This is a genomic window from Halodesulfovibrio sp. (assembly GCF_015482765.1).
In the GTDB taxonomy this organism is placed as follows: domain Bacteria; phylum Desulfobacterota; class Desulfovibrionia; order Desulfovibrionales; family Desulfovibrionaceae; genus Halodesulfovibrio.
Genome location: NZ_JADMLB010000066.1, coordinates 21,071 through 42,135, shown reverse-complemented (window position 1 = coordinate 42,135; position 21,065 = coordinate 21,071). Strand labels below are relative to the sequence as shown.

Annotated in this window: 18 protein-coding genes; 9 read left to right on the top strand and 9 right to left on the bottom strand. The window is 46.7% G+C overall.

The annotated features are described in order from the left end of the window. Positions 1–324: 324 nt before the first annotated feature. Both QZY95_RS12005 and QZY95_RS12000 read right to left on the bottom strand, forming a co-directional pair. The gene (locus tag QZY95_RS12005; RefSeq protein WP_290923806.1) at positions 325–975 is read right to left on the bottom strand and encodes a TrkA family potassium uptake protein; all 651 of its coding nucleotides are present in this window, start codon (positions 973–975) and stop codon (positions 325–327) included. Positions 976–986: 11 nt separating this feature from the next. Then, the gene (locus QZY95_RS12000; RefSeq protein ID WP_290923804.1) at positions 987–2,243 is read right to left on the bottom strand and encodes a potassium transporter TrkG; all 1,257 of its coding nucleotides are present in this window, start codon (positions 2,241–2,243) and stop codon (positions 987–989) included. Positions 2,244–2,583: 340 nt separating this feature from the next. Between QZY95_RS12000 and QZY95_RS11995 the strand changes: the two genes are divergently transcribed. From QZY95_RS11995 to QZY95_RS11960, 8 genes are all read left to right on the top strand, one after another. Then, complete coding sequence (locus tag QZY95_RS11995; RefSeq protein ID WP_290923803.1) at positions 2,584–3,903, top strand: malic enzyme-like NAD(P)-binding protein; 1,320 nt, start codon at positions 2,584–2,586, stop codon at positions 3,901–3,903. A gap of 154 nt (positions 3,904–4,057) precedes the next feature. Continuing rightward, on the top strand, positions 4,058–5,542 hold the full coding sequence (locus QZY95_RS11990) for a leucyl aminopeptidase (RefSeq protein WP_290923801.1): 1,485 nt from the start codon (positions 4,058–4,060) through the stop codon (positions 5,540–5,542). Between the two features lie 172 nt (positions 5,543–5,714). Beyond that, positions 5,715–6,122: a VOC family protein gene (locus tag QZY95_RS11985; protein WP_290923799.1), complete on the top strand. Its 408-nt coding sequence runs from the start codon at positions 5,715–5,717 to the stop codon at positions 6,120–6,122. A gap of 199 nt (positions 6,123–6,321) precedes the next feature. Next, entirely contained in the window at positions 6,322–8,259 is a 1,938-nt protein-coding gene (speA, locus tag QZY95_RS11980; protein ID WP_290923797.1) for a biosynthetic arginine decarboxylase, read from the top strand. Positions 8,260–8,412: 153 nt separating this feature from the next. Next, positions 8,413–9,609, top strand: coding sequence for a saccharopine dehydrogenase family protein (locus QZY95_RS11975; RefSeq protein ID WP_290923795.1), 1,197 nt, complete (start codon positions 8,413–8,415; stop codon positions 9,607–9,609). Beyond that, a complete protein-coding gene (gene nspC, locus QZY95_RS11970) occupies positions 9,582–10,739 on the top strand; it encodes a carboxynorspermidine decarboxylase (RefSeq protein WP_290923793.1) in 1,158 nt (385 codons plus the stop codon). Before QZY95_RS11975 ends, nspC begins: the two co-directional genes overlap by 28 nt. A 154-nt stretch (positions 10,740–10,893) precedes the next feature. Then, positions 10,894–11,745, top strand: a complete 852-nt coding sequence (gene speB, locus QZY95_RS11965) for an agmatinase (RefSeq protein ID WP_290923791.1) — start codon at positions 10,894–10,896, stop codon at positions 11,743–11,745. Between the two features lie 41 nt (positions 11,746–11,786). Next, positions 11,787–12,536, top strand: a complete 750-nt coding sequence (locus QZY95_RS11960) for a metallophosphoesterase family protein (protein ID WP_290923789.1) — start codon at positions 11,787–11,789, stop codon at positions 12,534–12,536. A gap of 117 nt (positions 12,537–12,653) precedes the next feature. Here QZY95_RS11960 and leuB read toward each other — a convergent pair whose 3' ends face one another. The 7 genes from leuB to QZY95_RS11925 form a co-directional block, all read right to left on the bottom strand. Continuing rightward, entirely contained in the window at positions 12,654–13,727 is a 1,074-nt protein-coding gene (leuB, locus tag QZY95_RS11955) for a 3-isopropylmalate dehydrogenase (RefSeq protein ID WP_290923787.1), read from the bottom strand. Positions 13,728–13,897: 170 nt separating this feature from the next. Beyond that, positions 13,898–14,395 (bottom strand): 3-isopropylmalate dehydratase small subunit, encoded by a 498-nt coding sequence (locus tag QZY95_RS11950; RefSeq protein ID WP_290923786.1) that lies wholly within the window; start codon positions 14,393–14,395, stop codon positions 13,898–13,900. A gap of 122 nt (positions 14,396–14,517) precedes the next feature. Continuing rightward, the gene (gene leuC / locus QZY95_RS11945) at positions 14,518–15,774 is read right to left on the bottom strand and encodes a 3-isopropylmalate dehydratase large subunit (RefSeq protein ID WP_290923784.1); all 1,257 of its coding nucleotides are present in this window, start codon (positions 15,772–15,774) and stop codon (positions 14,518–14,520) included. Positions 15,775–15,779: 5 nt separating this feature from the next. After that, a complete protein-coding gene (locus QZY95_RS11940; protein ID WP_290923782.1) occupies positions 15,780–17,300 on the bottom strand; it encodes a 2-isopropylmalate synthase in 1,521 nt (506 codons plus the stop codon). A 312-nt stretch (positions 17,301–17,612) separates the two neighbouring features. Beyond that, the gene (gene pssA, locus QZY95_RS11935; protein WP_290923780.1) at positions 17,613–18,362 is read right to left on the bottom strand and encodes a CDP-diacylglycerol--serine O-phosphatidyltransferase; all 750 of its coding nucleotides are present in this window, start codon (positions 18,360–18,362) and stop codon (positions 17,613–17,615) included. Positions 18,363–18,420: 58 nt separating this feature from the next. Beyond that, on the bottom strand, positions 18,421–19,065 hold the full coding sequence (locus QZY95_RS11930; RefSeq protein WP_290923778.1) for a phosphatidylserine decarboxylase family protein: 645 nt from the start codon (positions 19,063–19,065) through the stop codon (positions 18,421–18,423). 131 nt (positions 19,066–19,196) lie between these two features. Continuing rightward, on the bottom strand, positions 19,197–19,835 hold the full coding sequence (locus QZY95_RS11925; RefSeq protein ID WP_290923776.1) for an HAD family phosphatase: 639 nt from the start codon (positions 19,833–19,835) through the stop codon (positions 19,197–19,199). Positions 19,836–19,959: 124 nt separating this feature from the next. Between QZY95_RS11925 and QZY95_RS11920 the strand changes: the two genes are divergently transcribed. Next, positions 19,960–20,940 carry a DUF523 and DUF1722 domain-containing protein gene (locus tag QZY95_RS11920; RefSeq protein ID WP_290923774.1) on the top strand — a complete coding sequence of 327 codons (981 nt, stop codon included), beginning with the start codon at positions 19,960–19,962 and terminating at the stop codon, positions 20,938–20,940. The last annotated feature ends 125 nt before the right edge of the window (positions 20,941–21,065 follow it).

Here is a 21,065-nt window from a genome sequence, read left to right as displayed (position 1 = left end):
TATATGGCGAAATTTTCCGTCATTGCTGACAATACAATTTCTATGCCACTGATATAAAACATACTTCTTATCCACGAACACAACCGCTAAATCTTTTACACAACACAGAACACTCCCCCTCTAACAATCTATATTTAAACGACAAATTCCATATAACTTTTTATCTCAAACATACAAAACTCCTTTTTAAAAACTTCCTTCTACAGCATCAAAAATTCACAAAATATATTCTCGTCAAGTAACTGACGTGAGCTCTGATAGTGTTTTGACATAAAAAAATGCAGAAACCGACTAGCGGTTCTGCACTCCTTAGTAATTATCTTATTAGGGAATTAATGCCAAAACGTCCTTCTCTCTCCCTACAGCAATTAAAATGTCACCAGTAGCAAGAATACGTTCAGCATCAGGAACAACATCATACTTCCCTGCCCCCCTTTCTTTAATAGCTACAACCATTACTCCGCGCTCAAAAAGTCCCAAATCACCTAAAGATCGCCCATCCCACATATCAACTTCAAGCTCCTGCAACAACACGTCTCCACCAATGGGGACAAGATCTAGCAAACCGGGATTTGCAATTCTGTGGGCAAATCTATCTGCAGCATCTAACTCCGGTCTGATAACATGTTTTACTCCAAGCCGTCGTAACACAGCTGCATGTTCAGCAGTACATGCTTTTACTGCCATATTATGAATCCCAAGCTCTTGAAGATTCAACACAATCAGAATTGCATCCTCCATGGATTTCCCAACACTTACTACAATCTTATCCAAATCTATAAGACGGAGCTGTTTTAATGCTTCAATGTCAGTTGCATCTGCTTGGTAAACATGTCGTAACAACTCTTTGTTTCTCTTAATGCTGTTTCCAGAATTATCTATGCCGACAACAACATGTCCTTTGTCAGATACCGCCTCAGCAACTGCACTGCCGAATTTTCCAAGTCCGATTACACCCACTTCCAACTTTCTCATAGCATGCCCTTTTACCCTACTGGCAGGTCTATTTCCGGCACTTCGTAACGAATGTCGGGTCGAACATTGTGTAAAGCAGTAAGCATCCAGATAGGCCCGATTCTTCCAACAATCATTATAAACATTATGATGCACTTCCCCACGCTTGTGAGTTTCGCAGTAAAGCCGATACTCATCCCCACTGTTGTGAAGGCAGAAATAACTTCAAAGAAAATCTCAACCATCTGACCACGCACTTCAAATTCCGATAAATTCTTTCCTTCAGTTAAGGTCAGTGCAACTGTTCCAATAAAAATTAACAAAACCGCTCCGGTAACCAACGTCAAAATCTTATGAATTGTGCTTTGCCCCAACGCTCTTCCATCAATAATCACTTGTTTACGTCCGAGGAATTGAGCACGCAGAAATGCAAAAAAACCTCGCATTGTTGTAACCTTCACGCCACCTGCACACGATCCCGGAGCACCACCCACAAACATAAGAAACAATAGTATCAATAAAGACATGTTTGTCATTTCTTCAACATGCACTGTATTAAAGCCAGCGGTTCTAGCAGACACAGAATGAAAAAGCGCGCTGAAAAATGCTGCAAAAGCTTCTTCGCCCGAATCCATACTTCGTACATTTACGATAAACAGGGCAGCAGTACCGCCTGCAACCAACCAGAGAGATGTCACCAAGATAATTCGTACTGAATAATTTCGCCGCTTGTTACTATAGCCCCTCACTCTTAGATACGCTGAATCGAGTACGGAGAACCCCAGAGAACCTGCCACGACAAGCAACATCACAACAGACATTACGCCAACATTGCTTTTAAACTGCAGCAAGTTATCTGGGAAAAGAGAAATTCCGGCATTACAAAAAGCTGACACAGAATGAAACAACGCTTCGAAAGGTGAAAATGTTCCGCTCCCGATAAGATACAGCATTACCGCACCGATCAGCTCAATACAGGCAACAATAACGACAAGCCGTTTTAAAAACAGTCCCAAATGGAAGGTATTATCGTGCAACAAAGCAGTCCCGACAGCGAGCCGATCTGTCAGAGACACACGCTGACGCCACAGATAAAAGGCAAGAGTTGAGTAGGTCATAACCCCCAGACCGCCCAATTGGATCAGACAAAGAATGACCCAGTGCCCCTCTCTGGTGAATCCCGTGTCCCATGAGACAACTCCCAGACCGGTAACGCACAATGCCGATGTCGACATAAACAATGCGTCTATGCTTGAAAGCTCTCCGGTTGCTGACGTGTGGTGCAACAACAGAGCCCCCGTGAGAATTGTGCCTAAAAATGCCACAATGGGTAGAGCGAACGGAAGATAGCTTTTTTTGACCATACGTAAAAAATACCCTGCACGGTATCTTATAACAAGTATCTATGTAGAGTCGTTACTACTTTTCTAGTGAGATTTACTTGCATTCACTAGACAAGATGCTTAAAGCCATTTGAAAGCAATTTTCATCGCATTCTTTAAGCAGTGTACGGCTCCGGTATTGAACGAACAAATTAGGGGAGCATTTCCCCTGCTGAAAATCAGTACCGCCTCCGAACACAGCTTACTGTGTGCATTACCTGCCCAACGTAAACAAAGGTTCAAAAAAATGGCGTTATTCACAAAAGAAGAAGCGCTGGAGTACCACAAAGCTCCTCGCTGCGGTAAAGTTGAAGTTGTTCCCGTTAAACCATGCGGTTCCCAGAAAGACCTCTCCATGGCGTACTCACCGGGTGTTGCAGAAGCATGTAAAGAAATTCATGCAACACCGGAAACAGCAGCCCTGTACACAAACCGCTCGAACCTTGTAGGCGTAATCACAGACGGCACCGCCGTGCTCGGACTCGGTAATATCGGTCCGTTAGCAGCAAAGCCTGTAATGGAAGGGAAAGGCGTACTCTTCAAAACATTTGCCGACATTGATGTATTTGACATCAACCTCGACATCAAAGATGCAGACCAGTTCATTGCTGCTGTAAAAGCAATGGAACCGACCTTTGGCGGCATCAACCTCGAAGATATCAAAGCTCCTGAGTGTTTTTACATTGAAGAAACGCTTAAACGTGAGATGGACATTCCTGTTTTCCATGATGACCAGCATGGTACTGCCGTTATTTCCGGCGCAGCCATCATCAACGCATGCGAAATTACCAACCGCGACATTGAAAAACTCAAAGTCGTTGTTGTAGGCGCAGGCGCAGCAGGTATTGCGTGTTCCAAGTTTTATGTAGAGCTTGGTGTAAAACGCGAAAACATCTTCATGTTTGACTCCCGTGGGCTCATCCACACCGGCCGTGAAGGTCTCAACAAATACAAAGCTGAATTTGCGCAGGAAAAAGATCACGGCACACTTGCTGAAGTTCTCAAAGGCGCAGACTGCTTCCTCGGTCTTTCTGCAAAAGATTTGCTCTCAAAAGAGATGGTTGCTTCCATGGCTGAAAATCCAATCATCTTCGCAATGGCAAACCCTGATCCGGAAATTCCATACCCTGACGCGAAAGAGGCTTCTCCGAACTGCATCATGGGTACAGGTCGTTCTGACTTCCCGAACCAGATCAACAATGTATCCGGCTTCCCGTACATTTTCCGAGGAGCACTGGATACCTGCGCAACAGAAATTAACGAGGCAATGAAAATTGCAGCAGCACACGCCTTGGCCAAGCTTGCCAAGGAACCAGTGCCGCAAGATATTTGTGACGCGTACGGCGTAGAGTCTTTAGAGTACGGCACAGACTACGTAATTCCAAAACCACTCGACCCACGCATTCTTGAATGGGTAGTACCGGAAGTTGCTAAAGCTGCAATGGATACCGGCGTTGCCCGCATCGCCATTGAAGACCTTGATGCTTACAAAAATGCACTTACAGAACGCTTAGAAGCTTCTCATGCACGTATTGAGAACTTTGTGGCAAGCTATAATTCCAAGTAAGATTGCGTTAGCATCTGGACTATAGGTCATTCCGGTCTTATACTGCCGGATGGATAACAAAAGCGGCGCGTCGTGCCCTGCATAACGCGCCGCTATCGTACATATAACTTCATCAACTACCGGTCGTTCCGGACAATCTGCTGTGGAGACAAACATGGATCTTCGATTCCAACAGGCACCAGCTTCTGACTGGCAGGCAAACACTGTTCTTCTTTTCAACTTTAAAGATGAAGAAGTGACTGAAAGTATTCCTAATCTAAGCGAAACAATCCCTTGGATTACCATTACACCTGCTATTCAGGATGCAAAAGGCGAAAAGAATCAGGTTACCGTTGCATACGGTCACCCATCAATTCCTTTGCCGCGCGCTATCATTGTAGGTCTCGGTGATCGCAAAAAATTCACACTCGAAGTGCTCCGCGAAGCTGTTAAAACAGCAGCCCTCAAATGCAGAGAACTCAAAGTTGATACCTGTGCAATTCCGGTTGAAACACTCGACACCATCGATGAAGAGAATACTGTTCTCGTAGAAGAAGCTGTTTCTTCTGTACTGATTGCTCTCCACACATACGACGAATTTAAAACAACACAGAAAGAGCCTGCATACACTCCTCGCTGGATGGCATTGCTTTCTACCGAAGAATACTTCCCTGACGACATTCACGCTGCCGCACGTCGTGGTGAAGCAGCAGCTTGCGGTGTGAACTACACCCGCGACCTCGTCAATGCTCCTGCAAACGCTATTACTCCTGCCGCACTCGCTGAAAAAGCTGAAGAACTGGGTAAAAAATACCACTTCAAACGCACCATCCTTGGTCGTGAAGAAATTGTTGAAGCCGGCATGGGTGCATTCCTTTCTGTAGCAGCAGGCTCTGATGCTGAACCAAAATTTATTGTGCTTGAACACGCGCCTAAGGGCACCGAAAACGACGATCCTATCGTTTTTGTCGGTAAAGGTGTTACCTTTGATACTGGCGGAATTTCCTTAAAACCGTCCCTCGGCATGCATGAAATGAAATGCGACATGGGCGGCGCCGGTGCAATCTTCGGTCTGTTTGAAGCACTCGGTAATTCAGATATCGAACGTCGCGTTATCGGTATCACCCCTTGCACTGACAACATGCCAAGCTCTACTGCAACCCATCCTGGTGATGTTGTGAAATCTCTCGACGGCAAAACCATCGAAGTTATCAACACAGATGCAGAAGGACGCCTTATTCTTGTTGACGCACTTACTTACGCACAGCGTGAATACAAACCGGCTGCACTTGTTAATCTTGCTACCCTTACCGGTGCTTGCGTTGTTGCGCTCGGTGCTCATGCAGCAGCAGTGTTCTCAACAGATGACGATCTTTCCAAAGCCATCACAGAAACAGGTACACGTGTAGGTGACAGATACTGGCCAATGCCATTGTGGGATTCCTACTTCGAAACCCTCAAATCCGACGTTGCTGACATGAAAAACGTCGGCTCCCGCGAAGGCGGCGCGATTCACGCTGCTCTGTTCCTTAAACAGTTTGTTAAAGAAGACGTTCGCTGGGCACATCTCGACATCGCAGGCCCTGCGTACAACACTAAAGGCGGCGCAACCGGCTTTGGCGTTCGTACCCTGCTCGAACTTGTTCGCAAGGGCGTTTAACCTTTACAGTCACAACGAATCTTCAGGATTCGTACACATTGCCTATACAACGGCTGTCCTTTTCAGGGGCAGCCGTTTTTTTTGTCATTTCATTTCTGCTCAACTATACTGCCTTACTGCAGACTGGTATGGTAGCGTAAAGAAAGCCACCACAAACCAAAGGATGCAGAACATGAAAGTTGAAATTGACCACCTGACACTTAACGTCGAAAGTCCGGATACATGCGTAAAGTTTTACAGCGAAGTACTTGGACTCACACCGGAAAATTATGATGCATGGAAAGAAGGCAACGCAAAATTCCCTTCAGTACGTGTCAATTCACATAATATTATTCATTTTTTCCCGCCTAACATGTGGGAAGAACTAGGTGATCTTATTTGTGCACCGGGTAAAGCCAATCACGTCTGCCTTGCCTATGGTGAAAAAGAATGGAACCCTCTGCTCAAACGTCTGGCAGACCATGATGTGCAAATTAAAGGGCCTTTCATTTTAAGTGGTGCACGTGGAACCGGCACATCAATTTTTGTTGTTGACCCCGAAGGATTTACTATCGAATTAAAAACATACGACAAAGAATAGGAAAAACCGTTTTCCTGATTTCCTTGCCCATTTTTTATATTGACATGACTGCCGGATGCCCTCTAAAAATTCGCACGCGTTTATTGTAAAATGCGCGTTTTCGTGTGCCTGCCATCCGGTTATAAGGCATGCACTTGTAGCGGATACGGCGACACCCTTATTTTCCGATGTCGCCGGTGGGTCACACCATTAATGGAGTATGTATGAGGTACGACAGTTGGCAAACAAGAACGCCCTCCAGCAGTGGAGTATTGATGACTCTGCTGAACTGTATGGCATCCGCAATTGGGGTGCCGGTTACTTTGACATTACTGAAAATGGCGACGTTGCCATCCACCCCTTCGGACGTGGCAGCAACGTAGCTGTCAGTATTCCCGAGGTTATCAGAGAACTGAAAGAACGCGGCCTTGAGCTGCCTGTTCTCTTGCGTATTGAGAACATTCTTGATTCACAGATATCCTCACTGCACAATTCTTTCAGAGACGCCATCAGCACTCTTGGCTACAAGGCTGAATATCGTGGCGTTTTCCCCATTAAAGTTAATCAGCAACAGCAGGTTCTTGAAGAGATAGCCAATTTCGGCTCATCTTTTCATCACGGATTTGAGGTTGGCAGCAAGGCCGAACTTATTGCTGCAATCTCTCAAATGCGCGACCATAAAGCATGCCTTGTCTGTAACGGATACAAGGACGAAGAGTTCATCGACCTTGGTCTTCATGCTATGCGCATGGGCTTCAATTGTATCTTTGTTATGGAAATGGGCTGGGAGCTGGCAACGCTTCTAGAACGTGCGGAACTGCTCGGTGTAGAGCCACAGATAGGCGTACGCGTGAAGCTCTCTGCCAAAGGTGGCGGTCACTGGACTGCGTCCGGCGGTGAACGTTCTTCGTTCGGGCTTTCCATGTCGCAGATTACTGATATTGTTGACACCCTGAAAGCACAGAATAAACTGCACTGCTTAAAGCTGCTGCACTACCATCTCGGCTCTCAGATTCCGAACATCCGCAGCATCCGTTCAGCAGTTCAGGAAGCATCCCGAGTGTATGCTGAACTGGTGCAGGAAGGCGCACCAATGGGGTACATTGACCTCGGCGGCGGTCTGGCTGTGGATTACGACGGTTCACACACAAACTATGTCTCCAGCCGAAACTACAGCGTCAACGAATATGCCATGGACGTTGTGGAAGCGGTTATGACTACCCTTGATAAGCAGGATATCCCGCACCCGCACATCATCACCGAATCCGGTCGTGCTGTGGTTGCATATTACTCTGTACTGCTTTTCAACATCCTCGACGTAAGTAAAATTGAAGACGGAAAAGTTCCGGCAGAATTGCCGGAAGGTACTCCCGAAGCAGTTGTCAATATGTACGAGGCATACAAGTCTCTCAACCTTCGCAACCTTCAGGAAGCATACAACGATGCCTTATTCTATCGTGATGAAATTCGTCGTATGTTCCTTGACGGAAGAGTTACGCTCCGCCAGCGAACACTGGCAGACAACATCTTCTGGGCAATTACCAAAGCGGTTGCCAAGCTGAAAGACAAGTTAAAAATAGTCCCTAAAGAGCTTGAAGAAATTGATACAGCTCTTGCAGATATATATTACGCGAACTTCAGCGTATTCCAGTCCCTTCCGGACGCATGGGCAATTGACCAGCTCTTCCCTGTGATGCCGTTGCATCGTTTGAAAGAAGAGCCGTCCCGCCACGCCATCATCTCAGATATCACCTGTGACTCTGACGGCAAACTGGACACGTTTATTGACCCTAAAGGCGAAAAGCCGCTGCTTGACCTGCACCCTATGCAAAACGGCGACGAGTACTACCTCGGCGCATTTCTAGTGGGCGCATATCAGGAAACCCTCGGCGATCTGCACAACCTCTTCGGTGACACCAACGTTGTCAGTGTCCGCATGTACGAAGATGGAAGCTATGAATTTGTGCGTGAGATTGAGGGGGATACAGTAGGCGAACTGCTCGAATACGTTGAGTACGACCAGCGCAGGATTATGGAAGATCTGCGCTCTATGGCAGAACAATCCGTGCGTGAAGGTCGAATCACCGCTGCAGAGCGATATGACCTTCTTCAGGCTTTCTATGCCGGTCTGCGCGGCTACACTTATTTTGAAAGATAATTTTTCTGCGACAGAATCCTGCTCAGTATAGCTGTGAAGTGCACAACAGTGAGGATGGTCTGCTTATTTCCATCCCCATATGCCAACAGGCTATAACAAGCTTTCCACAGCAACAGATCAGATTCCGTTTCGCACCATGCAAGGAGTACAACTATGTCTAAAGTGTTGATTATCGGCGCTGGCGGCGTCGGCGGCGTGTGCGTACACAAGTGTGCACAGGTTCCTGAAGTTTTTTCCGAAATCGTTCTTGCATCCAGAACCATTGAAAAATGCGATGCAATTGCCACCTCCGTTAAAGAACGCACCGGTCGCGATATCGTTACCGACACAGTAGACGCGGACAACGTGCCTGAGCTTGTTGAACTTATTAACAAACATAAGCCGGTTCTCGTTATCAACCTCGCACTGCCGTATCAGGATCTCACCATCATGGACGCTTGTCTGGAAACCGGTGTGCATTACCTCGATACAGCGAACTATGAGCCTATCGATGAAGCCAAGTTCGAATACAAATGGCAGTGGGAATATCAGGAACGTTTCAAAGAGAAAGGTCTTATGGCTCTTCTCGGCTCCGGTTTTGATCCGGGCGTAACAAACGTTTTCTGCGCTCATGCAATGAAGCATCAGTTTGATGAAATCCACCAGCTGGACATCATCGACTGCAACGCAGGCGATCACGGTCATCCTTTTGCAACCAACTTCAACCCGGAAATTAATATCCGCGAAGTTACAGCAAACGGTCGCTACTGGGAACACGGCGAATGGATTGAAACTGATCCTCTCAGCTTCTCCATGAATTACGATTTCCCTGAAGGCATCGGTCCTAAAAAGTGTTTCCTCATGTACCATGAAGAACTCGAATCTCTTGTAAAGCACTTAAAAGGTCTTAAGCGCGCCCGTTTCTGGATGACATTCTCCGATCAGTACCTGAACCACCTCAAGGTGCTTGAGAATGTTGGTATGACCCGTATCGACACCGTTAAATACAACGGTCAGGACATTGTACCACTCAAGTTCCTCAAGGAAGTTCTCCCTGAACCTGCCGGACTCGGCGAGCGCACAAAAGGCCGTACCTGCATTGGTTGCCGCATTAAAGGCATCAAAGACGGTGAGCCTAAGGATTACTACATCTACAACATTTGCGACCATGAAGAAGCATTCAAAGAAGTTGCTTCTCAGGCTGTGTCCTACACCACCGGTGTTCCGGCTATGATTGGCGCAATGCTTATGCTTACCGGAAAATGGACAGGCGAAGGCGTGTTCAACATGGAAGAACTTGATCCTGATCCATTTATGGAAAAACTCAACATTCACGGTCTCCCATGGACAGAAATTACCTTCAAAAACTAGAACTGGAACGCCTGCCCTCTCCATGTTTTGTTGTGGACGAGGCAAAGCTTGCGGATAACGCGGCAATACTGGATTCCGTTCAAAAACGTACAGGAGCCAAAATCCTCCTCGCGTTGAAAGGATTTGCGACGTACAGCACATTCCCTGTACTGAACAGCATCCTGCACGGAACCTGCGCCAGTTCTCCGCACGAGGCGAGACTGGGACGTGAAGAATTCGGCGGCGAAGTGCACAGCTTCGCCGCTGCTTACTCCGATGACGATATGAAAGAGATCATCAAATACTCTGACCATATCGTGTTCAATTCTTTTACGCAGCTGCGTAAATACCGTCCTCTCATTCAGGCGGCAGACCGAGTTATTAAGATCGGGGTACGTGTGAATCCTCAGCATTCTGAGGGCACAACACCTATTTATGATCCATGTTCCCCGGGGTCACGCCTCGGTGTCCGGCTTGAAAACTTTGACGAAAATGATCTGGAAGGTGTTTCCGGTCTTCATTTCCATACCCTGTGTGAACAAGATGCTGATGCTCTTGATCGCACATTAGAAGCTGTTGAAAAGCAATTCGGACATCTTCTGCATGACATGGAATGGCTTAACTTTGGCGGCGGGCACCACATTACACGCGAGGGATATGACATTGAACGCCTTTGCGCCTGCATCGAACGCGCACAGAGCCGTTATGGTCTTCAAGTGTATCTCGAACCGGGTGAAGCTGTTGCGTTAGACGCAGGAATTCTTGTCGCAACGGTACTTGATGTCATCAAAGCAGACATGGACATAGCCATTCTTGACGCTTCCGCAGCATGTCATATGCCGGATGTGCTTGAGATGCCGTACCGACCGTTTGTTATCGACTCTGAAGAAAAAGGGAAAAAGGCATACTCCTACCGCTTTGCCGGCAAATCCTGTCTGGCAGGTGATGTCATAGGAGAATATTCCTTTGATGCTCCTCTTACCGAAGGAGATCGTGTCGCTTTTACAGATATGGCCATCTACTCCATGGTAAAAACGAACACATTTAACGGGCTTCAGCTCCCTGCGATTGCCCGTTACAACCCGAATTCAGGGGAACTCCAGCTTGTCCGCGAATTCGGTTACGAAGACTTTAAATGCCGTCTCTCGTAAGATAATAAATTCTAAAGCGTTTCAGCTCTTCTATAGTAACGCTGAAACGCTTTTTCTTTCAGCAACGCTGCCTTCTCCCCCTCTCTCCCTGATTACATTTTTCATCGACAATGGCAGAGTTGCCAACGCTTTCATCACAAAGTATACTTTTATAATGAATAGATTTTTAGCATCTGAACTTAAAGAAACAACAGCGGATCAATGTCATTTTCAAATTGTTCCGGTTCCATTTGAGGCAACAGTTTCATACGGCGGCGGTACTGCCGACGGCCCAAGTGCAATCCTTGAAGCATCCGATCAACTTGAACTCTGGGACGGGGAGTCTATTCCCGCAGACCACGGAATCTACACACATGAACCAGTAGATTGCACTGGCCCTACAGAGCAGGTTTTAGCCCGTATTGAAGCAGCTGTTACCCATGCAGCCGAGTATGGACTGCCTGTGATGCTCGGCGGAGAACACTCAGTGACTCTTGGAGCACTGAGAGCGCTCAAAAAGAAACATGGCAAATTCGGAATTGTCCAGTTTGATGCCCATGCAGATTTACGCAAGGCATACGAGGGAGATCCATATAGCCATGCATCAGTTATGCATCGTGCCCTTGAATTGGAAATTCCTGTTTTCCAGCTCGGTGTCCGCGCATTCTGTACTGAAGAAGTTGAAGTTCGGAAAAAACATAACATTCCGCACATAGATGCCAAAGAACTGGCTCTGAACCCTTTACCGGAAACATTGTTACCAGAGGACTTTCCTGAAACAATCTATATCACTTTTGATGTAGATGGACTTGATCCTTCTGTTATCCGTGCAACCGGAACTCCCGTACCGGGAGGCATCCAGTGGTGGCAGGCTCTTACGCTACTTGAAAAAGCTGTTAAAGGAAGGTCTGTTATCGGATGTGACGTTGTTGAACTTGCTCCGCAGGTTGGCGACCACGCATCAGATTTTGCTGCTGCACAACTCGTGTATTCTATGATGGGAATCATTCAACGCTCCACAAGGTAAGACTACAAAACACATTAACGATCTGATTTGGAGGTGCATGTATGAAGTTCGCTATTATTTCCGACATCCACAGCAATGCATATGCTCTGGAAGCTGTGCTTGAAGACATCCTCACCCGCGGTGCTGATCATATCGTTAACCTTGGAGATACACTGTACGGCCCGCTTGCACCCAAAGCGACATACAAGCTGATCTCAGCGTATAATATTACTTCAATTTGCGGCAATCAGGATCGTTTACTTTATGAGGCAACTCCCGAAGATATCGTTACAAATCCGACGCTGCAATTTGTCCTGAATGACCTTGGTGATGCTCCGCTTGCTTGGCTTGATGACCTTCCTTTTGATTGTCAGATCACCAGAGAAATCTATGCATGTCATGGTTCTCCCACAAATGACCTGACCTATCTGCTGGAAGATGTCTCAAGCGGAAGCCCTCTGGTTCGACCAGATGATGAAATTATCCGCATGCTCGATGGAGAAGATTCAGAAGTTATTCTTTGCGGACACACACACCTTCCGCGAGTGGTCGAGCTGTCTTCCGGACAGATTGTCATTAACGCAGGCAGCGTCGGGCTTCCTGCCTATACGGACGACCTTCCGGTTGTACACTCCATGCAGACGTATTCATCCCATGCGTCATACACTATGCTGGAACAAAACTCTGACGGGTGGAACGTTCAGCAAATGAACATTCCCTATGCCGTTGAAGATGCCGTTGCTGCCGCAACACGACAGGAACGTTTCGACTGGGCACGCTACCTCGCGACAGGCAGAGGTGACGACCGCTAGCTACCAATAAAAAAAGCGAAGCTGTACTGCTGAATACGTCAACAGCCATAGCTTCGCTTTTTATGTCTTACATAAAATATCCTCCTTCCGAAGACTCGAAAGGAGGATATTTTGCTTCTATAAACGTTCTACAACAAGGTTACCCATTGTGTTACAGCCTACAAGGGTTTCACCGTTGGACATGATGTCACCGGTTCTGTACCCCTCGCGCAGAACTTTCTGTACTGCTGCTTCAATGGCGTTGGCTTCCTTAATAAGGTTGAAGGAATGACGCAACATCATTGCCATAGAAAGGATTGATGCAAGCGGGTTTGCTTTGTTCTGTCCTGCAATGTCCGGAGCGGAACCGTGAATAGGCTCAAAAAGACCAGTGCCGGACTTGTTCAATGACGCAGACGGAAGCATACCGATTGATCCGGTGATAACTGCTGCTTCATCAGAAAGAATATCGCCGAAGAGGTTGCCTGTTACGATAACATCAAACTGGTTCGGGTCACGAACGAGCTGCATTGCTGCGTTATCAACATACATGTGGGAGAGTTCAACTTCTGGATACTCTTTTGCCACTTCTTCAACTACAGATCTCCACAAACGGGAAACTTCAAGCACGTTTGCTTTGTCTACAGAGCATACACGCTTATCGCGCTTCATTGCTGCTTCAAAAGCGATACGGGCAATACGGCGAACTTCGTCTTCATTGTAGACCATTGTGTTGTAACCGTAGCGAACACCGTCACGCTCTTCCTGCCCCTGCGGCTGACCAAAGTAAATGCCACCTGTAAGCTCACGCACAACCATAACGTCAATGCCGTCTTCAACGATGTCAGGGCGAAGGAAACACGCGCTGGAAAGCTCAGGGAATAATTTTGCAGGACGCAGGTTCGCAAAGAGACCAAGCTCCTTACGGATACCGAGCAAGCCGGCTTCAGGGCGGGTAGCACCATCAAGGTTATCCCACTTTGGGCCGCCTACAGCGCCAAGAAAAACAGCGTCTGCGTTCTTACACGCTTCTAAGGTCTCTTTAGGCAACGGCTTGCCTGTTGCGTCGATTGCGCAACCGCCGATAAGTTCTTCGGTAAATGTAACGTTATGACCGAACTTATCTGCGACTTTCTTCATGACTTCTACTGCCTGAGTGGTGATCTCAGGCCCGATGCCGTCACCCGGCAATAAAACTATATTCATATCCATTGTCTTTCCCTCGATGAAAATTATGTATGCATACCTGATCTGGCAAATTCACAGATACGGTCTGACAAAGCGATGCTTAGTCTAAACACAGTTCTGATCGTACCATGTTATGCGTTATATGTACGAGCGTTTTGCCCCACGACCTTGCAGTGTTGGGGGGCAAATACCTGTTACTGGTTTCCCAACTTTTCACTAACGTATGGAATGAGTCCGCCATTATCGACGAAATCACGCATAAACTGTGGAAGCGGTGGAAACTCGATGGTTTTTCCAGTTGTCACGTTAACAACAGTGCCTGCTTCGATGTCTACAGCCACTTCGTGACCGTCTTCGAAATGAACAATTTCTTCACCGATCTCGATAAGTAACAATCCCATATTAAAACTGTTACGGTAAAAAATACGAGCAAAGGAATGCGCAACAACAACCTTCATACCAGCACCGAGGATTGAGATTGGAGCGTGCTCACGTGAAGAACCACAGCCGAAGTTCTCACCAGCAACCATAATGTCGCCTTCTGTTACACGTTCTACCCAACCGGCTTCGAGCCCTTCCATGCAGTTTGCACCAAGCTCTTTTTCATCAGTCGTTACCAAAAAACGTGCCGGAATGATGGCATCTGTATCTATGTGATCGCCCACTTTGTGAGCTTTACCCTGTAAGGTCATGGTCATTTCTCCCAAAAAGTATCAAATCGTTTGTGACTGGCATTAGAGTATGTTGCCAATGCAGCCACGACTCACCGACTCAGACAACGAAAGCCTAAGCATCCGTCCGCTGAGGGCTTCCGCTACACTTTACGTGGATCAGCAATTTCACCTGCAAGAGCGCTAGCCGCAGCAACGGCAGGGCTTGAGAGGTATACTTCTGATTCAAGGCTGCCCATGCGTCCTTTAAAGTTACGGTTAGTAGTAGCTACTGCCACTTCACCGTCTGCGAGGATGCCCATGTGACCACCAAGACAAGGACCACAGGTTGCAGGGCCAACAATGCAGCCGGAATCCATAAAGGTTTCAATTAACCCTTCGCGTAATGCCTGCTTCCAGATATTCGGAGTTGCAGGAAGCACGATAGCACGAGTGTGAGACGCAACTTTACGTCCTTTCAACACAGCTGCTGCTTCGCGTAAGTCGCTGATGCGACCGTTTGTGCAGGAGCCGATAACGACCTGATCGACCTTTTTAGGTTCGACATTCTCCACTGGGTGCACGTTATCCGGCAAATGCGGGCACGCAACCATAGGAGACATATTTGATACATCAAATGTGAGAACACGTTCGTATTCTGCACCTTCATCCGGAGTAAGAGCTTCATCGTTACGACCGCGTGCCGCGGTGTATTCGAGGGTCTTAGCATCTACTGGGAAGAGACCGCACTTACCGCCAGCTTCAATAGCCATGTTTGCGATAGTCATTCGACCTTCCACATCGAGGGAATCAATTGTGGAGCCGCCGAATTCAAGCGCTTTGTACAATGCACCGGATACACCGATTTCGCCGATGAGACGAAGGATCAAATCCTTTGCACCTACAAACTCAGGGAGTTCGCCATTAAAAATTGCGCGGATTGTTGGCGGTACTTTGAACCATGTGGAACCAAGAGCCATACCGCCGGCTACGTCGGTAGAACCAAGGCCGGTAGCAAATGCGCCGAGACCGCCATAGGTGCAGGTATGAGAGTCTGCACCGATAACGATATCACCAGGACCGACAAGACCAAGCTCCGGCAAGAGAGCATGTTCTACGCCACAATCACCACCTTCGTAGTAGTGAGTAATGTTCTGTTCCTGTGCAAATTCACGAGTATTTTTTACCTGAATTGCGGATGCAATATCTTTCTGCGGGGTAAAGTGGTCCATCACCAGTGCCACTTTATCTTTATCAAACACAGACTTTGCGCCCATTGCCTTAAAGGATTTAATAGCAAGCGGAGCTGTAATATCGTTTGCAAGAACCAGCGATACGTCGCATTGAACGATCTGGCCGGTTCCTTCGATTTTTTGATCTGTATGTCTCTGTAAGATTTTTTGTGCGAGTGTGTGCGCCATGACTGTTAACCCTCCGAGTTCATTTTATCGAGTCTGTTTAAAGCGTTCAGGAATGCTCTTGCGCTAGCTGCAATGATGTCAGGATCGGATCCACGCCCAACTGTGCTGCATCCATTTTCCTCGAGGCGTACGGTTACCTCGCCCTGTGCATCCCCGCCACTGGTGATGGCATTTACACTGTATCGTTTGAGCTTTGGTGAGCGTCCAACGATCTGGGAAATGGTTTTGAATACTGCATCAATCGGACCTGTGCCGAATGTTGTGTGCTCCCTGCGGATGCCGTTAATTTCCATTACAACGGCAGCGTTCGGTGGCACTCCCACATCACTTGACTGAACGGAGAGATGTACCAGTCTGTATTTGTCCGGAATACGGTAGACTTCTTCAAGGATAATTGCCTCGATATCTGCGTCGTAAACCTTCTCTTTTTTATCCGCGAGACGTTTTACCGCCTCAAAAACAATCTGTAATTCGTCATCTTCCAACGGGTAGCCGAGTTCGGTAGTTTTGCCTTTAATTGCGTTACGACCGGAATGTTTTCCGAGGATGATGTCTGTTTTTTCGCGTCCTACAGACTCAGGGGTCATGATCTCGTAGGTTTCACGATTCTTAAGCATGCCATCCTGATGGATTCCGGATTCGTGTGCAAAAGCATTCGCACCGACAATGGCTTTATTCGCCGGGATAGGCTGACCAATGATCATTGAAAGCAAACGGCAGGTCGGGAATAACTGTTCAGATTTTACGTTTGTTTCAATGCCGTAGTAATCACCGCGAGTACGTAACGCCATAATGAGTTCTTCAAGCGCTGCGTTACCGGCGCGTTCCCCGATACCGGAGATGGTCACTTCTGCCTGTCTAGCACCAGCGTTAATTGCTGCAAGAGTGTTTGCCACACCTAAACCCAAATCGTTGTGACAATGCACGCTAAACACAGCCTTGTGGCTGTTGCTGGTATTTTCAATTACGTGGCGAACCATGTTTCCGAATTCCTCTGGCTGTGCATACCCCACAGTATCAGGAATGTTGATGGTGGTTGCGCCCGCGTTAATTGCTGTTTCTGCAACTTTTGCCAAAAAATCCCAATCAGATCGGGAAGCATCTTCTGCAGAAAATTCAATGTTAGATGTGTATTTTGCTGCATGTTTTACAGCCGCTTCTGTCATTTCCAAAACCTGTTCCGGAGTCTTACGAAGCTTGTACTCCATATGAACCGGACTGGTTGCAAGGAAAGTATGAATTCGTGGATGCTTTGCGTCTTTGATAGCATCCCAGCACCTGTCAATATCCGCCGCCATTGCGCGACACAAACCGGCTACCTGTGCATTTTTTACGGTTTGTGCGATCTTGCGCACTGCCTCAAAATCCCCTTGGCTTGCAGCAGGAAAACCTGCTTCCATAATATCGACACCCAAATTCTCAAGTTCACGAGCCAGACGGATCTTCTCGTTCTGGTTCATGGTTGCGCCTGGAGACTGTTCTCCATCTCTCAAAGTGGTATCGAAAATGTATAAGCGATCGGACATTGTATTCTCCTGTAGAGTTCTTTTTCTACGTTATTTCATAAACTTTTTTCACCAAAACCTCTCTTAGTTCTCAAATAGGTTGCATAGTAGTGGACCATACGGACGGTATTCTGTGCTCGAGGGGTCTTTTTGCTTGGTGACGTATGCTAACTGCATGATTTTCACTCCTTTTTATAACATATTTGTTAACTTTTGTTCTGGATATAAAAAAACTCCGGTTCCTTCTGCGTAGAAGAAACCGGAGCTTTGGTTTGCTTGTACTTTTAGGTAAGGCTGTGGGCGGTGTGTTACTCGCCGTGCCTTCCCTTTTTCTTAGCTCTCGGAAAGGTCACCCAGTAACTTTGTGGACCTGCGTGATAGAAATAGGAATGTATACACAGGTCCGCTAATAATGTAGCCGCCAATAATAATGAAGCCTAGTAGCTTCGGCTCGCTCACGATTAGCGTAAAGATAAGGATAGCAGACACGAGAGTGCTAAATGGACGAGCCTTAACGAAACCGTACTCTTTGAAAGAGAAGTAACGTACACGGCTAACCATTGAAAATGCTGCAACAAAGGTAAGACCCAAAGCGATAGCAGGGATAATACCGGAGAGTTCAGCAGGAATGTACTGAGTAAAGAATACGAAGGCAGCAAGAGCGCAACCACCAGCAGGTGAAGGAAGTCCTATGAAAAATTTCTTAGGAACAACAGCGGTGGATACGTTAAAACGCGCCAATCTGAGTGCAGCACATGCTGCAAACAAGAAGGCTACGGCAATGCCGAGACGGTTGAACTGGTGCAAGTACATTGAGTACATCATAAAGGATGGCACTACACCAAACGCTACGAGGTCACACAATGAGTCGTACTGAACACCGAATTCGCTGGCAGTACCGGTAAGGCGCGCAACCTTACCATCTAAGCCGTCCATGAGGGCGGAGAATAAAATAGCGGTAGCACACAGCTCAAATTTTCCAGCAGATGCCCACACCAACCCCATGAAACCTGCAAAAAGGCTCGCGGTGGTAAAGAGGTTAGGCAAAATGTAGATTCCCTTACGGGCTTTTGATTGATCCATGATTGTGTGCTTCCTTATTAAAATCAAAAAGTCGGTGACAAATCAGCTCAGCTTGATTCTAGTCGTTCTTTTCAGCAATTACAGACTCACCTGCAAATACCTGTTCACCGACGGTAACAGAAGGAGCATAGCCCTCTGGCAAGTAAAGGTCAACCCGAGAACCGAACTTGATCATTCCGTAACGTTCTCCGCGGGTTAAGGCATCACCTTCGTCTACTCGACATACAATTCTACGAGCAATAAGACCTGCAATTTGAACCATTGTCCAACGGCTGCCGTCGGCATGTTCAAGGTCGTATGCACAGCGTTCGTTATCCGTAGAAGCCTTGTCCCATGCAGCGTTCAGGTACTTACCGGAGAAGTACTTAATACCACGGACAGTGCTTTCAATCGGGGAACGGTTAACATGTACACTGAACACATTCATAAAAATGCAGATGCACATACGACGTTCACCGGTAAACGGATCTTCCATAGGTGTAATCTTAATTACTTTGCCGTCTGCAGGACTTACAGCAAGTCCTTTTCCAGTTGGGGTTACACGTTCCGGATCACGGAAGAAGTGTAAAGAAAACCAGAAAAGAATAAAGAAAACAGTAGAAAGAACCCAGCACCCCATAATGGCAAATGCCAGAGTACCGAGACCTGTTAACAGAAGCGAAGGAACGCCTTCAGGAGTAAGGCCGCTTGATGCTTTTCTCATACTATAAATGCCGGAGTACTCGACTTCGGTCTTGCTTGTTTGTTAAAAATCAGCGGGTACGTTATGCAATTTTTATCTATAACGCAACGTTTACAGAGTGTGTCACTCTCATCCGCTGCTCAGTACACCTCTTATGCCGTCGGAAAAATCAAATCAGGGAATAAGTCCTGAAGCTTTTGAAGAACTCTGTCATGCTCGTCATACAACAAGGTCTGCATACCAACTTCACCCGCACGTAATAAATTAGAAGGGTTATCATCAACAAATAATGAGCGCTCCGGTTTCACATCCATTGCACGCAGGGCATGGTGGAAATAATCATGCGACCGCTTTGAAAGACCTTCTCTGTAAGAATTGAAGACTCTGTCAAAATGAGAATAGATAGAATGCTCAAAATCAAGATCTTCCAACCAGTTTGTATGATCGCTTAAAATAGCTGTTTTAACACCGCTTGCACGGATCACGTCCACGACCTCAAGCATCCACAAACGGACTGCAAACCCTGTTAAAATTTCAAGATGGAGCAGCTCGCTCTGCTCTACAAGCCCAGTCTTTCTTCGCACTTCTTCCCAAAACTCTGCTTCGCTGACTTTACCGGAAACATACCCGCCTTCAAAACAAATCTCTGTCACAACAGACTGAAATTCGTCTGGATCAAAGCCATTACGAACGGCGATTTTACGTAAACCGTCAACAAAACCTTCATCAGCAAGAACACCACTGAAGTCAAAAAAGACAACATCAATAGGATGAGACTGTTCATTAGGCATAAGCATACTCCGTATGTACAAGGGAAGCATTTCATCATTTTATATTTGCAACAACAACGCAACTGAGCCAATCTGAATGTAACTACGTAAAGATAATATTATACCTCAGAGAGGAAAGAGCAACATGCAGGATACAAAAAAAATTCGATTAGGAATATCTTCATGTCTTTTAGGTAACCCTGTCCGTTTTGATGGCGGGCATAAAAAAGACCAATGGCTTGTTAATACTCTTGGTGAGTATGTAGAATATATACCTGTATGTCCTGAAGTTGAAATGGGACTCCCCATTCCCCGTGAAACACTCCGACTCGTCGGGAACCCTGAAGATCCGAGGCTGGTAACAACAAAGACATACCAGGATCACACAACTCAAATGAAAGAATTCTCTGCTCGGCGCATTGCTGAACTTGAACATGAGCACCTCTGTGGCTTTGTCTTCAAGCGGGCATCTCCTTCCAGTGGTATGGAGCGCGTAAAAGTCTACAAGGATGTTGATCCAAAAGAAGCTAAAAATGCCGGTGCACCGAGCCTTAAAGGAGTGGGAGTTTTTGCAAGAGCCTTTATGGAGTACTTTCCTCTTCTACCCGTTGAAGAGGAAGGACGGTTAGGTGATCCTAATTTGAGGGAAAATTTCATTGAACGAATTTTCGTTATGCAACGGTGGCGTGACCTCCTTGAACAGCCGTTCACGCTGGGAAAACTTGTTGAATTTCATACACGTCACAAGCTTCTTATTATGTCACACAGCGTTGTACACTATCGCGCCATGGGAAAACTCGTTGCTCAGGGCAAACAAGTAGCCCCGGAAGAACTTATTGAACAGTATCAGACTGAGCTGCTCACTGCTTTAAAAATCCGCGCAACTGTTAAAAAGCACACAAATGTACTGCAGCACATTGCGGGGTACTTTAAAAAGAAACTTTCAGCCGATGAAAAACAAGAACTTCAAGAAATTATCGAACGATATCATGCCAGACTGGTACCGTTAATCGTTCCTTTAACACTTTGTAACCATTATGTACGAAAATATGGTGAAGAGTATCTGGCATCACAATGGTACTTGAACCCGCACCCTGTGGAGCTGAAACTGCGAAACCATGTTTAAATACAACTGCGTCGCGTTAGTATACAGAGTCGTAAAGTGTAAAAGGCACATTTTTGTCTGGTTCTAACGGTACGTTCCATGATATATTGCAACTAGCACTATAAATTGAACTATTGTCACATAAG